A 13,691-nucleotide genomic window follows, 5' to 3' on the forward strand; every position below is an offset into this window, starting at 1 on the left:
TCATCGCGTTCCTGAAACTCCAGGGCTGGATGCGGCCGCGGCCGATCACCTTCCCGGGCCAGCAGATCGTAAACACCGCGTTTCTGGCCCTCGCTATCGTGTCCGGCGTACTCGTCGTCCTGCAGCCAACATGGATCCCACTCACAGTCGCCATATACCTCCCGCTGTTCTTTGTCCTCTCACTTGGTTTTGGGCTTCTCATGACGCTCCCGATCGGCGGGGCGGATATGCCTGTCGTGATCTCAATGTACAACGCCTTCACCGGCCTTGCCGTCGCCCTCGACGGGTTCTCGTTTGCTACCCCCAACTACGCGATGGTCATCGCTGGCATCATAGTCGGCGCTGCGGGTTCGCTGCTCACGCTCAATATGGCAAAGGCGATGAACCGCTCGATCTCGAACGTCTTCTTCGGTGCGTTCGGCGCAACAGAGGAGAAGGGGCTGCAGATCCAAGGCAGCATGAAGTCGATCGAAGTCGACGATGTCGCAGTCATGCTTGCCTACGCGGATAAGGTAATCATTGCTCCCGGCTACGGAATGGCGGTTGCCCAGGCCCAGCAGAAGGTCAAAGAGCTGACTGACCTGCTCGAGAGCAAAAACGTTCAGGTGAAATTTGCAATCCATCCGGTCGCCGGACGGATGCCCGGGCACATGAATGTCCTCCTGGCCGAGGCAGGGGTTGCCTACGACCGCCTCTTTGACCGGGACGAGGTAAACCCGGAGTTCCCGAGCACCGACGTGGTCCTTGTTATTGGGGCAAACGACACCGTTAACCCGGCGGCGCACCGGCAGGGGAGCCCGCTCTTCGGCATGCCAATCCTCGATGTCGAACAGGCAAAGAATGTGATCGTCCTCAAACGAGGCCAGGGAAAGGGTTTCGCCGGGATCGAGAACGACCTCTTCTACCGGGACAACACGCGGATGCTGTATGGCGATGCTCAGGAATCTGTCGGGAAGCTCGTGCAGGCCCTCAAGAAGTTATAATGCCCATGGGGATCCCCCCACAGGCAGACATTTTTTTTATCCAACTCTTTGAAAGTTGGAGTCACCCACGCGGCAGGAGTGATAGCCCCCGGGAGTGTTCATGGTAAGTATCTGATTCTCAATCCGGCTTCCCGCAATGTACCTTCCATGTTCCGGGCCGGCAATTCTCTGCCCAATCCATTATTCATGTCCGGTCGCGGGGAGGTCTTTCGTGTACTGTACGGAAACCTGAATTGGCCAAAATATCGGCCCGAACATTAAAACGTTCATCTTCCGACAGCACCCTGCCCACAGGTATAAGAACAAATATCGCCAAAATGTAGAGAAAACATTACAAGGAGTGAACTATTATGGACTTTGGAAATCTCGGCGGAATCGGCGGCTCTGTCGCCGGTTTTATCGCTACACCTGAAGGTCAGACTGCAGTAAAAAATTTCCTGGCAACACCTGACGGGACAACCCTGCTCAAGAATTTTGCTGCGACCCCACAGGGCCAGCAGATCATTATGAGCATTCTTCCCTCCGTTGTTGACGGGATGAACCTGCCGGAACCGGTCAAGGCAATGATCAAGAGCTCCGCCCCGACCCAGTAAACGATTAATCCTTTCTTTTTTTCATGAACCATTCTTAAAATGCGGGGCAAGGACCTGTCCCCGAAGGATGATGTATACACGGCAAATCTCGATGAAGTGCAGGATATGATCAAGAGTGTCAGGATCTCCCCCGTGATCGTTACCACAAAAAGCCGGTAAAGACACGAAGGGATACCGAAGTTACCGCAACAAACAGGAGACACTATAACCAAACGGGAATTTCCCCTCAACGTGACGAGTACAAAAGATCGAAATGGTAGAAAAATTTCAGCACTAAAAAACCGGGTCCGGGTTCTTTTTTAGTTCTCCCGTTTCTCATTCCCGTTCCCATCAGTCCGGGACGCAATTACGTTAATGATGAGCCGTTTTGAGAACACTTTCTCAAATGCCCTCTGCTCGGCCTCCACGCCCCAGATCTCAAGCTGGCAGTCGCTCTGCGCGATGATATCGAGAACGACCTCGTTTTTATCAGACCGGATAAACTTCGTATGCTCCACGAGCCCCGCGTGGCTCCGGTCCAGGCTCTCACCCAGCCGGACAAACATTGCAAGCACCAGCACCATCCGCTGCTCGTGACCGTCAAGATCGGGAACATCAAGGTGCTTTTTACGCGGCTTCTTCTTGCGGTGGAACCGTGCGATATTTGCCATAATATCGATCTCTTTTAAGTCAAACCCGAGCAGTTCGGAATTCTTGATGATATAATAGGAGTGGGCATGGTGGTTGGTAAAGGAGATGAACGAACCGATGTCGTGCAGGAAGGCGGCATATTCAAGGAGCTCCTGTTCCCATTCACCGTAATCGTGCAGTTTCATTTCTTTCGCGGAATCAAAGATCTCAAGCGCCAACCGGGTCACGGTCCGTGCGTGTGCCTCATTGATCCCGCAGGACCGGCCCAGCTGGAGCACGCTCGTCTCCCTGGGAGAAAGCGTCCCGAACAGGGGAAAATCCTCCATCCGTGAAAGATAATCCACGAGAAGGCCGTCCTGGAGCCCCCGACTGGTTGTGGTCACGGATTCAAGAGCGAGCTCTTTCATGAAGATCTCAAGAATCACAGCCCCTGCGATGATGATGTCGGCCCGCTCGGGATTGACTCCCGGCACTTTCCGGCGATCTTCAAGCGGGAGTGCACAGAGAAGGTCGATCACTTTTTTGAGGTCCCGGTAGGTGAGCACACCGGACGGGGAAGTACCGGCAGGGTGAAGCGCTTTCTGCGCGATGTCGGCAAGATTCATGATGCTGCCAGAGCTACCCACCGCGAGGTCGATCTTCTGTTTTTTTATCTTCTGGACCGTGTGGATGATCGCGTTTTTCACGTACTGCTGGACGACCTTGTACTGGTCGGAACGCACAGGCTCAGCCAGGTTCCGTGAGAAGAACAGGTTCGTCAGCCGGATCGCGCCAAGCCGGAAACTTTCGAGTATCTGGTACTGCTGCTGGCCCCCGACCGAGATCTCGGTGCTCCCCCCGCCGATATCGAGAAAAAATGCCTGTTGGTCGCCAAGGTGCATCCCGCTTGCGACCCCGAGATATATCAGCCGTGCCTCTTCAAGTCCGGAAATCACCCGGACATCGAGCAGCGCATCGCGCCGCAACCGGTTAAGCAGTTCGTTCTGGTTTGAGGCTTCACGGGCCGCCGAGGTTGCAACCGCGACAAACTCCTCAGCGGAAAACGTGCGTGCAAGATCGACGAACTTCCGGCAGACGAGGCAGGTGCGATCGATAGCCTCTGGTGTTATTTCCTCGTCATCAAACTCGCCTTCCCCGAGACGCACCTGCTGTTTCTGCCGGGTCAGGATACTGTAGGAGTGGTTGGGATTGAACCGGACGACGAGCATCCGTACGGAGTTTGTCCCGATATCGATGAATGCCACGATGCGGCCGGCAGCCCCGATCTTTCTGGATTTCACGGTATCACCAGCGTTCTTCCGAATACGTCCGCGAACAGGTCACTCTTTTTTATGGCACGGGCCTTCTCGGTCGCCACATCTCCTGTGAAAGTAATCACGCACTGCACTTCAGTCCCGCCGATCGTGCAGTGCAGATCGGTCACGCTTGCCGCGTGGAGGTAATCGAGGCCGTCGGCAACCCGGAGGAGCGCAGCAAGGATGCGGACGCGTTTCTGATCGGCTGGTGAAAGGAGGAGCCAGAAACCTGTCGGCCGGGACCGTGTGCTCCCGCCATGGAGGCCTGTAACGAGGGCGATGATACCCTGTTCGCGGACCGGTACCGTCAGGTCGCCGCAGGAAAGGATCAATTCGGCGCTTTTTTTCTGGTGCCCAACCTGCCCCATCAACCAGCCGATATCGTGGATGGTTGCAGCATAATCAAGCAGCGCACGGTCACGGGAGCCAAGCCCGTGAAGGGGAGCAAGTTCATCAAAGAGCCGAAGGGAAAGTGCCGCGACCGTGCGGCCATGGGCAGCGTGTTCGGGCGCCATAGTGGCAAGTTGAACGAACGCCGCACGCTCCTCTTTAACCGAATGAGAGGGTCGGTGGCAGACTGCCGTCCGCTGTCCTTCCAGCACCGTTAAGCGCAGCTCGTCCCAGAACCCGGTACGGACAAGGGTGTCCCAGTACCGTACAAACTGCCGGTAGAGCCGGGCCCGGCACCGCTCCCGGTTGACCAGCAGTCTTCGGAGGGGGGCCACCGCAGATACCGCGGCGCCGGGCAGGTCCCCCCTAGGGTACCGGTGGGCACGCTGTTTTATGATAGCAAGGGTCATCTGCTCGATCCAGACATCGCAATCATGGATGTCGCCGAGGAGATCCTGGAGCCTCTTTATCCGTGCGATTGGTTTCCCGAGCTCACGCCGGTAGAGCGGGGCATAGGTTTCCAGCGTGTACCGGAGTTTCTTTGCCGCGATCCTCATGGCATGGTGCTCGAACACCGCGTCCGGGTTGTGCACAAAGGGTTCAAACCGGTCCAGCCCGGCCAGCCGTCTGCCAATCCGGTCGGCGGCGACCGGGAGCACCCCGAAATACCGCGCCCGTCTCCTTCCCCGTCCTGCTGCGGCAGGCACGGGGCATGCCGCCTGTATCCCGGAGAGCACCAGTGTTTCCTCCAGCTCGTCAAGTGCCGAGATCACCTGCTGCTGGAGGAGCCCGCGTCGTTTCTGGAGCCGCGAAAGAAGTGCGGCAATGGGATCGCCGGCGTAGGATTGTGCAGGGGCCGGTTCGGTCATACCTGCCGGCACCGGGACTGCTTGAGCCTTCAGGTACTTTTTCAAAAATGCAATCTGGACATCCGTATCCCGGGCTTCCCCAAGGGCGCGGGTAACAGATTTTATCTCATGCATCCAGTGGCGGAAATCCTTCTCCGGGAAGCAGGAGGAGAAGAGCGGGAGCGCCGCACGGAGCCGGCGGGAGGCCACCCGCATGCGGTGGATATGCTCAATATCGTCATCATCCCGTACACCGGTGATCTCTTTTGAGGTGACATCAATGAGAGGCAGCAGCCGGCCCGCCCCGAAAACGCAGGGGCCTGGCACGGGCACCCGCGGTTCAGGTGCCGGCATTGTACCATATCCCGGGGTGTTCGAGGAACCATAACTGCGAATCGACCGGCGCCTCACCCGATTCAGGATGTTTCCGCATGTATGTCCCGTCCCCTGACATCAGCCGCAGCTGCTGGTTGTCCTTAAGTTCGGTATCGAGAATGATTGAGAGAAGCGCCTTTTTAATTGCGGGATCGGTGACCGGGAAGAGCACCTCCACCCGCCGGTCAAGGTTCCGGGGCATGAGATCGGCGCTCCCGAGAAAGACTTCGTCATCGCCACCGTTTCTGAAATAATAAATCCTCGCATGTTCAAGGAACCGGCCGACGATCGCACTGACCGTGATCTTCTCGCTTGTACCGGGAAGGCCCGGCCTGAGGCAGCAGATACCCCGGATCTGGAGGTCGATTGTTACCCCGGCCTGGGAAGCGCGGTACAAGGAGTTAATGCACTCCTGATCCACAAGCGCGTTCATCTTGAAAATGAGGTGCCCACCGCCGTGCTCTCTGTGGTTTTCGATCTCCCGGTCGATCCGCGTGATAATGGCGGTGCGGAGGGTGACCGGCGCCACGGCAAGCTTCAGATACTTGTCAATACGGGCATAGCCGGTCAGGAAGTTGAAGAGGTTAGCTACGTCATATCCGATATCCCGGTCGCAGGTAAACATCCCGAAATCCGTGTAGACCCGGCTTGTCGTTGCATTGTAATTGCCGGTACCGAGGTGCATGTATCGCCTGATCCCATCCTTCTCGCGCCGGACAACCATGCAGAGCTTCGCGTGCACCTTGAGGCCGACGACCCCGTAGACCACGTGGACACCGGCCCGCTCGAGCGCACGGGCCCATCCGATATTGTTTTCCTCGTCGAACCGGGCCTTGAGTTCGATCAACGCGGCCACCGCCTTCCCATTCTCGCGGGCCTCCAAAAGTGCCTGGACAATCGGTGATTTCGAACCCACCCGGTACAGGGTGATCTTGATCGCAAGGACGTCCGGGTCGTGCGCCGCCTGCCGGATAAAATTGATCACCGGGGAGAAACTGTCATAAGGGTGGAAGAGGAGGATATCCTTTTTCCTGATGGCGGAAAAAATATCTTTTTCCTCGGCAAGTTCCGGCGGGATCGATGGCTGGAACGGGGGATCTTTCAAGTCGGGCCGGTCAAGCGAGAGAAGTTCCATGAGGTCGGCCATGCCCACCGGGTGGCCGATCCGGTACAGCATGTGGGACCCGATGCCCAGTTTCTTTTCAAGCATGTGGCAGGTACTTTCGTGCATTGATGAGTCGACCTCGATCCTGACCGGGGTGCCCCGGGCACGCTGTTCCATGATCTCCTCGACCGTGGTCAGGAGATCGGACGCCTCATCAACTTCGATGTCGAGGTCAGCATCACGTGTGATACGGAAGGGGGACGCCCCCACCACTTCGAGGCCGGGGAAGAGCAGGTCAAGGTGCGCTGCCACGAGGTCTTCGAGGTACACCAGGTGCACCTGTTTATTGTCACGGTGGCCGCCAGCGCCGGTTTCCGGGACCCTGACAAGCCGGGGAAAAAGGCCGGTTGGTACTTTGATCCGTGCGAAGAGTTCCTTTCCTTTCGGGTCGCGGATGATGATGGCGAGGTTGAGAGAAAGGTTGGAGATGAAGGGAAACGGGTGAGCGGAATCGAAGGCGAGTGGGGTGAGCACCGGGAATACTTCCTCGATAAAGAACGTGCGGAGCGCTTTTTTCTGCTCCGCGTCAAGCTCCTTGTAGAGATGGATAAAGATCCCGGCGCTGTAAAGCCGGGGAAGGATCTCCTTTGTCCAGCAGTCGTACTGAAGGGCAAGTTCGGGGAGAAGTGCTTTTTCTATCGCGACGAGCTGCTCTGATGCCGTCATCCCGTCGGGGGGAGCCTTGAGTACACCCTGTGCAGCCTGCCGCTGAAGACCCGAGACGCGGATCATGAAGAATTCATCAAGGTTGTTTGCAAAGATGGAAAGGAACTTCACCCGTTCCAGGAGCGGGTGCCCCTCGTCCTGTGCTTCCTCCAGCACATGGTGGTTGAAACGGATCCAGCTCAGCTCGCGGTTGATATAGAGCGACGGGGAATCCAGTGGGGGAGCGGAATCGGTCATACGATCACCGGACACTGCACGAAATGGCTTCATGCAGATGCCTTAATAGTGTACAGTGATGGTAGGGAGGCCGGGTTTATCAAGCCTGCACCCGGCAGGAGACATAGAGAGCCTCCATGAGATTGCCGAATCGTTCAACAACCTGCTGGGCTGTGCCGTAGCGGTGGGCAGGGCATACGGGAGTGCCCCGGTCCGGTTTATCTCACGGGGTTTTGTGATCTTCTGCAAGGGCTGCCCGCTCCTCCTTCTCCTCTTTATCCTGTACTTTGGGATGCCTTCTGTCGGGATCATGCTCACGCCGTTTGTCGCCTCGGTTATCGGTTTTGTCTGCTGCAACTCGGCGTACAATTCCGAGTATATCCGGGGGGCCATCCACTCGATAAAAGAAGGGCAGATGACGGCAGCACAGGCGCTCGGGATGTCAAAGTGGCAGGCGATCCGCTGGATCATCCTCCCGCAGGCATTACGGAAGGCGTTCCCGGGGATAACAAACGAGTTCATCTACCTGGTCAAGTACTCGTCTCTCGCGTACATGATCACATTGATCGAGCTCACAGGTGCGGCAAAGATGATCGCAACCAAGTACTTCGAGTACAACGAGACGTTCCTCTGCGTCGGCATCGTGTATCTCGCACTTGTCACGATAACGACAGTTGCCGCACATTTTATCGAGAAGAAATATGCAATCCCGGCCGGTCAGGCCGCGTGCAGCGCGGTCGCATGAGAGCGGCAGATTGGCCGGATTTTTTTTTACTTTGTCAACATTACCGGATTTTTTTTAAAGACCGTAAACTCATTTGAACTTTTTTGCAGTATTCACTAAACTTGTCGGACTTTTTTTAAACTGCCGGCCCTGATCCCAACGCCATTTATAAATCACAGGCCGAATTGGATCACTCACGATCCGGACGGGCGATCATGATGATGGGGGCTGATGCCCCCATACCCCCACAAGCGAGGAGTGCCGCCGCCCCAGAAGGGGCACCCCCGCGGCGGATCAGAGACTAAAAAGAATGCAAAATACAAATGATATAAAAAAAACTCCCTTCCCCCGCCGTGCCCCGTAGGGGCCCTGATGCGGGGAGCCCTCGTCTTATTTTTATTGAAGAGTATCGTTTGGTGTGAGAGTTGTTGGTCTGTATACCTGCTTACATCACAAGTTTTTTTCCGGATTTCATTATAGTGCAGAATGCCCCCGTTTTATCTGTAAATACTCCGTTCCCCATTCCAAGGCTTCATATCCGGTGCAGTCAACTGTACCGTGAAAGACCATGACCGATGCAACGTATGGTGCAAAACTCCAGCGTGACGGCAAGACCTACGCGATCCAGACCCGGATCCCGGCCGGTGTCGTCACACCGGAAAATCTCGAAACAATTGCGAAGGTTGCAAAGAAATACCATATTCCCCTTGTAAAGATAACTTCAGGCCAGCGTTTCCTGCTTGTCGGCGTTCAGGAACAGGATATCACAGATGTACGCAGGGAACTTGGCAATCTTGGGATGGCCTCCATCACTCCCGGTGTACGGTATGTCCAGTCATGCCCGGGAATCGCGTACTGTAAAAATGGCACGCAGGATTCCATCCACCTCGCCCGGGAGATCTCCGATGAATATGCGGGAAAAGAATTCCCGGCCAAGATCAAGATCGGTGTCTCCGGCTGCCCGCGGTGCTGCGGGGAGAGCCGGGTACGGGATATCGGCATCATGGGAACTGCCAAGGGCTGGACGATATTCTTCGGCGGACACAGCGGTTTTAAATCACGGCAGGGAGAGCAGGTCGCCACCGGCCTCACCTCAAAGGAGGTACGGGATCTTATCCGGGCCCTGCTTAATCATTATAAGACCCATGCGGAGCCAAAGGAGCGGAGCTCACGGTTCCTCGAACGGGTGGGAACGGAATGGATTAGGGATGTGAAACCGGCATAAGGGAGGTCGTGTTGGATTCGGGGCATACCGGTTAAAAGCGATTCCCACCATTACCCGTTGAAATTATGATACCTGTAGCAGTTATCGATAAATTCCTGTTTCCGGTGCTCGCTCGCGTTCAACGGCGGCTTCAGGTACCCGACTGCCGGCGTCTGCTGTGCCGGGCAGAACGGGCAGAGGGCAGCATCAACATCGCCTGCCTTTTCCCGGACCGGGCAGTAATACACTCCATCAATAAGTTCGACCCGGTCGCCACCGGGAAACCGCATCCCCACCGGGTGGCCCGGCTCCTGCTGCACGATCATGCAGGAAGCGGCAAGCAGGAATTTTAAGAAACGGAGCCGGAGGTCGCCGGTGCCTGGACGGCACTGTGCGATCACCATATCCCAGTAGGTGTTCTCCGCATCCGTCACCGGCTCTTTTTTTGTCCTGAACGTTCCCTGCTGATCCATGAGCCGGATGGCCTGGTATGTCCCGAGAAGGTGGCCGGTGATCGCCTCTTCGAGGTCTTTGCGGTAATCCGGCGAAAGATCCCGTATCGAGTTCCCGAAATTCTGCTCCATCTGCCGGATGTCGCGGGGCGAATACAAAAGCACGACCCGGGCAAGTGCAACACCGAGTTCACCCCGGCTCCGCATTGCCTTGAACCGGGTGCAGTCCCGGTTTATGGCAGCGGCGATCTGTTCCGGCATACCCTGTTCCGGATTATACGGTGTGTCTGCATTCATGGGAACAGTCTCCAGGGTATTATTTTCCTTACGGTATTTTACCCGGCCGGGACATGTAAGGGTTCCGGTGCGGGTATTCCGGTGTCCGAACGTTTTAATAGTCTGCATTCCTAGTTCTGTAGCATGGTGTCTACCATGAGTGAGTGTTTTATTCGCCAGTAAACTGCGTTTTTTTGATACCACGTTACGGGACGGGGAACAGACCCCGGGTGTATCGTTAAACCCGGACCAGAAGTTAGAGATTGCGACAAGGCTTGCAGACATCGGTGTCGATGTTGTCGAAGCCGGTTCTGCTGCGGCATCCACAGGAGAGCAGGACGCGATCCGGCTTATATCGGGCGCCGGGCTCCCGGTCGAGACCTGCACGTTTGTCCGGGCCGTGAAAGCCGACATCGATTATGCCGCGGACAACGGCGCCGATTCGGTTCATCTCGTAATACCTGTCAGCGACCTGCACATCGAAAAGAAGATGCGCAAGACCCGCGAGCAGGTTGCGGAGATGGCGTGGAGTTCGGTCGAGTACGCGAAGAGCCGGGGGCTCATTGTCGAACTCTCGGGCGAGGACGCGTCGCGGGCCAACCAGGAATTCCTCAGGCAGGTTTTTTCCGGGGGGGTGGAACGCGGGGCCGACCGGCTCTGCTTCTGCGACACGGTGGGCGTGCTTACGCCCGAGAAGATCACGGCATTCATCCCGCCGCTTGCGGGGATCGCTCCGCTTTCAATCCACTGCCATGACGACCTCGGCTTTGCGCTCGCAAACACGGTCGCGGCCTTGAAAGCCGGCGCAACCTGTGCCCACGTCACGGTAAACGGCCTTGGAGAGCGGGCAGGGAACACGCCGTTTGAGGAACTGGTCATGTCATTAGAGGTGCTTTACGGGTACCCGACCGGGATCAAAAAAGAGGAGATCTATTCCCTCTCGACCCTTGTCTCGCGGCTCACGGGCGTCCCGCTACCGGTCAACAAGGCAATCGTTGGCGAGATGGCGTTTACCCACGAGAGCGGAATCCACGCCCACGGCGTGATCCGGGAGCCGACAACGTACGAGTCGATCCAGCCCGAGCAGATCGGCAGGAAACGCCGGATCGTGCTCGGGAAACATTCCGGTACTGCATCAGTCGAAGCGGCGCTGCACGAGATGAAGTACGCGCCAAACGGGCAGCAGCTCAAGGCCATCGTTGCACGGATCAAGGACCTCGGGGACTCCGGTAAAAGGGTAAGCGATGCTGATCTCATGGCCGTTGCCGATACAGTGCTTGCGATGGAGTGCAAACCCGTGATCAAACTGCGGCAGTTCACGGTCGTCTCGGGAAGCAGCATGCTCCCTACCGCCTCGGTCACGCTCGAAGTGAAGGGAAAGGAGATAACCGGCGCAGCAACCGGCGACGGCCCGGTCGATGCCGCGATGCAGGTGCTCAGCAAATCGATCGCCGATGTTGGAGATATCCGGCTTGAAGAGTACCATGTCGACGCGATCAGCGGCGGGACGGATGCACTTGTCGAAGTAACAGTAAGGTTAAGTAAAGACGGGAAGATAATTACTTCACGAGGCGCCCGCACCGACATTATCATGGCGAGCGTCGAGGCGATGATCGCCGGAATGAACAGACTACTCGAGGAACGAACATGAAAACCGGGGCAAAACTCCTCATTGAAGCACTGCAGCGCGAGGGTACCGATACGATATTCGGTTACCCTGGCGGCTCGGTGCTGCCGATCTATGATGAACTCTACGATTCACCATTGCGGCATATCCTGGTACGGCACGAACAGGCAGCTGCTCATGCCGCGGACGGGTATGCCCGCGCGAGCGGCCGGGTAGGAGTATGCCTTGCCACCTCGGGGCCCGGTGCCTGCAACCTTGTCACCGGGATTGCGACGGCCTACATGGACTCGGTTCCCCTTGTCGCCATTACCGGCCAGGTTCCGACCACGATGCTCGGGAACGATGCGTTCCAGGAATCGGATATCCAGGGCATTACGATGCCGATCACCAAGCACAACTACCTCGTGAAGGACACATCAGACATCCCCCGCGTGGTACAGGAGGCATTCTACATCGCGGGCACGGGACGGCAGGGACCGGTCCTTATTGACCTGCCAAAGGATATCAACACCCGGTCAGTCAAGGAACCGGTTGTGCCCGAAAAAGTTGCACTCCGTGGCTACAACCCGACATACAAGGGGAACAAGCGCCAGATCGACAGGGCGATCGAACTGATTGTGGCGGCCGAACGCCCACTCATCTACGCGGGCGGAGGCGTGATCTCGTCTAATGCGTCGCCGGAACTCGTGACATTTGCGACAAACCTCGGCATCCCGATCACCACAACCCTGATGGGACTCGGGTGCATTCCCTGCGATCACCCGCTCAACCTCGGGATGCTCGGGATGCACGGCACCGAGTACGCGAACTTCGCGGTCACCGAATGCGATCTTTTAATCGCGATCGGGGCCCGGTTCGACGACCGGGTCACGGGCAAGATCGACACCTTCGCGCCGCATGCAAAGATCATCCATATCGATATCGACCCGGCCGAGATCGGGAAAAACAAGCGCGTGGACGTGCCGATCGTCGGCGATGTGAAATCCGTGCTCACGGACATGATCGCGGGCTTAAAGAAGATCGGTACCTGCGACGCGTGGCAGAAGAAGATCAAGCACTGGAAGCAGCACCACCCGCTCCGGTACGGGAAGGACAACGGGTGTCTGCATCCGCAGTTCATCCTCCAGCAGATGAGTGAATTGTTAAAAGGCGATGCGGTGATCGTGTCGGAGGTGGGCCAGAACCAGATGTGGACTGCACAGTACTTCTGTTTCCGCCAGCCCCGCACCTGGATCACATCCGGTGGCCTCGGCACAATGGGCTACGGTTTCCCGGCTGCTATCGGGGCGCACTTTGCCCGGCCCGATGTGCCGGTTTTTGATGTGGCCGGTGACGGGAGCATCCAGATGAACATCCAGGAGATGGGAACCGTGGCGCAGTACAAGATCCCGGTGAAGATCGCGATCTTAAACAACATGTATCTCGGGATGGTGCGCCAGTGGCAGGAACTCTTCTACGACCGGCGCTACTCGTACACCGAGCTTCCGCCGGTGGAGTTTGTGAAGATCGCACAGGCGTACGGCATCGACGGCATCAAGGTGGAGTCCTGCGATGACGTGATGCCGTCCTTAAAGGCCGCAGTGGACTGCGACGGGCCGTTTGTGCTGGACTTCCGGATCGAGCGGGAGGAGAATGTCTTTCCCATGGTTCCGGCCGGGGCTGCGATCAACGAAATGATCGGGGGGCATCCGCGATCATGAAGGCGCACACGTTATCCATCCTTGTAGAGAACAAGGCCGGTGTCCTCTCCCGGGTCACGGGTCTCTTCTCCCGGCGCGGCTTTAACATCGAGAGCCTCGCGGTCGGTCCCTGTGAGGAACCGGACATGAGCCGGATCACCATTGTCGTGATCGGCGATGACGCGCAGGTCGAGCAGGTGATGAAGCAGCTCAACAAGCTCATCGATGTGATCAAGGTCTCGGACCTGACCGACAACGAACGGGTCGAACGCGAGCTGGTGATGTTCAAGGTGACCGCCGACCAGGGGACGACCCGTGCGGAGATCATGCAGATCGCGACCATCTTCCGCGCCCAGATCGTCGACGTGGGTGCAAAGTCGGTGATCCTCCAGGTGGTCGGGGATTCTGACAAGATCAACGCAATGGAGAAACTGCTCCGCCAGTTTGGGATCAAGGAACTGATCCGGACGGGAAGGATCGGGATTTTGCGTGGGACTAAAACGGTAACGAGCAGCAAGTAATTTTTAATAAACAAGAGAGATGAGGGGAGTTAGAACTTTTTTAAAAG

At 57.1% G+C, this 13,691-nt stretch carries 11 protein-coding genes; 7 read left to right on the top strand and 4 right to left on the bottom strand.

Annotated features, from left to right (window positions below; all coding sequences use genetic code 11):
- Both QZN75_RS00890 and QZN75_RS00895 read left to right on the top strand, forming a co-directional pair.
- The coding region (locus QZN75_RS00890) for an NAD(P)(+) transhydrogenase (Re/Si-specific) subunit beta (RefSeq protein WP_292423536.1) at positions 1-983 on the top strand (983 nt) is incomplete at its 5' end.
- A gap of 350 nt (positions 984-1,333) precedes the next feature.
- On the top strand, positions 1,334-1,576 hold the full coding sequence (locus QZN75_RS00895; protein WP_292423538.1) for a hypothetical protein: 243 nt from the start codon (positions 1,334-1,336) through the stop codon (positions 1,574-1,576).
- A gap of 299 nt (positions 1,577-1,875) precedes the next feature.
- Here QZN75_RS00895 and QZN75_RS00900 read toward each other — a convergent pair whose 3' ends face one another.
- Genes QZN75_RS00900 through ppk1 form a run of 3 tightly spaced genes read right to left on the bottom strand, consistent with a single transcriptional unit; the run spans position 1,876 to position 7,182 of the window.
- Positions 1,876-3,486, bottom strand: coding sequence for a Ppx/GppA phosphatase family protein (locus QZN75_RS00900; protein WP_292423541.1), 1,611 nt, complete (start codon positions 3,484-3,486; stop codon positions 1,876-1,878).
- On the bottom strand, positions 3,483-5,093 hold the full coding sequence (locus QZN75_RS00905; RefSeq protein ID WP_292423544.1) for a CHAD domain-containing protein: 1,611 nt from the start codon (positions 5,091-5,093) through the stop codon (positions 3,483-3,485). Before QZN75_RS00905 ends, QZN75_RS00900 begins: the two co-directional genes overlap by 4 nt.
- Complete coding sequence (gene ppk1, locus QZN75_RS00910) at positions 5,080-7,182, bottom strand: polyphosphate kinase 1 (protein WP_292423547.1); 2,103 nt, start codon at positions 7,180-7,182, stop codon at positions 5,080-5,082. The genes QZN75_RS00905 and ppk1 overlap by 14 nt, the downstream gene beginning before the upstream one ends.
- A 58-nt stretch (positions 7,183-7,240) precedes the next feature.
- Here ppk1 and QZN75_RS00915 point away from each other — a divergent pair, with 58 nt between their 5' ends.
- Complete coding sequence (locus QZN75_RS00915; RefSeq protein ID WP_292423550.1) at positions 7,241-7,906, top strand: amino acid ABC transporter permease; 666 nt, start codon at positions 7,241-7,243, stop codon at positions 7,904-7,906.
- A gap of 547 nt (positions 7,907-8,453) precedes the next feature.
- Entirely contained in the window at positions 8,454-9,110 is a 657-nt protein-coding gene (locus QZN75_RS00920) for an NAD(P)/FAD-dependent oxidoreductase (RefSeq protein WP_292423553.1), read from the top strand.
- A gap of 50 nt (positions 9,111-9,160) precedes the next feature.
- Here the strand turns inward: QZN75_RS00920 and QZN75_RS00925 are convergent, their stop codons facing one another.
- Positions 9,161-9,838 carry a DUF2115 domain-containing protein gene (locus tag QZN75_RS00925; RefSeq protein ID WP_292423555.1) on the bottom strand — a complete coding sequence of 226 codons (678 nt, stop codon included), beginning with the start codon at positions 9,836-9,838 and terminating at the stop codon, positions 9,161-9,163.
- Positions 9,839-9,977: 139 nt separating this feature from the next.
- Here QZN75_RS00925 and QZN75_RS00930 point away from each other — a divergent pair, with 139 nt between their 5' ends.
- From QZN75_RS00930 to ilvN, 3 genes are read left to right on the top strand one after another with little or no spacing between them, the layout of a single operon-like run.
- Complete coding sequence (locus QZN75_RS00930) at positions 9,978-11,468, top strand: 2-isopropylmalate synthase (protein WP_292423558.1); 1,491 nt, start codon at positions 9,978-9,980, stop codon at positions 11,466-11,468.
- Positions 11,465-13,144: a biosynthetic-type acetolactate synthase large subunit gene (ilvB, locus tag QZN75_RS00935; protein ID WP_292423560.1), complete on the top strand. Its 1,680-nt coding sequence runs from the start codon at positions 11,465-11,467 to the stop codon at positions 13,142-13,144. Before QZN75_RS00930 ends, ilvB begins: the two co-directional genes overlap by 4 nt.
- The gene (ilvN, locus tag QZN75_RS00940; protein ID WP_292423562.1) at positions 13,141-13,644 is read left to right on the top strand and encodes an acetolactate synthase small subunit; all 504 of its coding nucleotides are present in this window, start codon (positions 13,141-13,143) and stop codon (positions 13,642-13,644) included. Before ilvB ends, ilvN begins: the two co-directional genes overlap by 4 nt.
- The last annotated feature ends 47 nt before the right edge of the window (positions 13,645-13,691 follow it).

This window comes from Methanoregula sp., from assembly GCF_003170075.1.
Classification (GTDB): domain Archaea; phylum Halobacteriota; class Methanomicrobia; order Methanomicrobiales; family Methanospirillaceae; genus Methanoregula.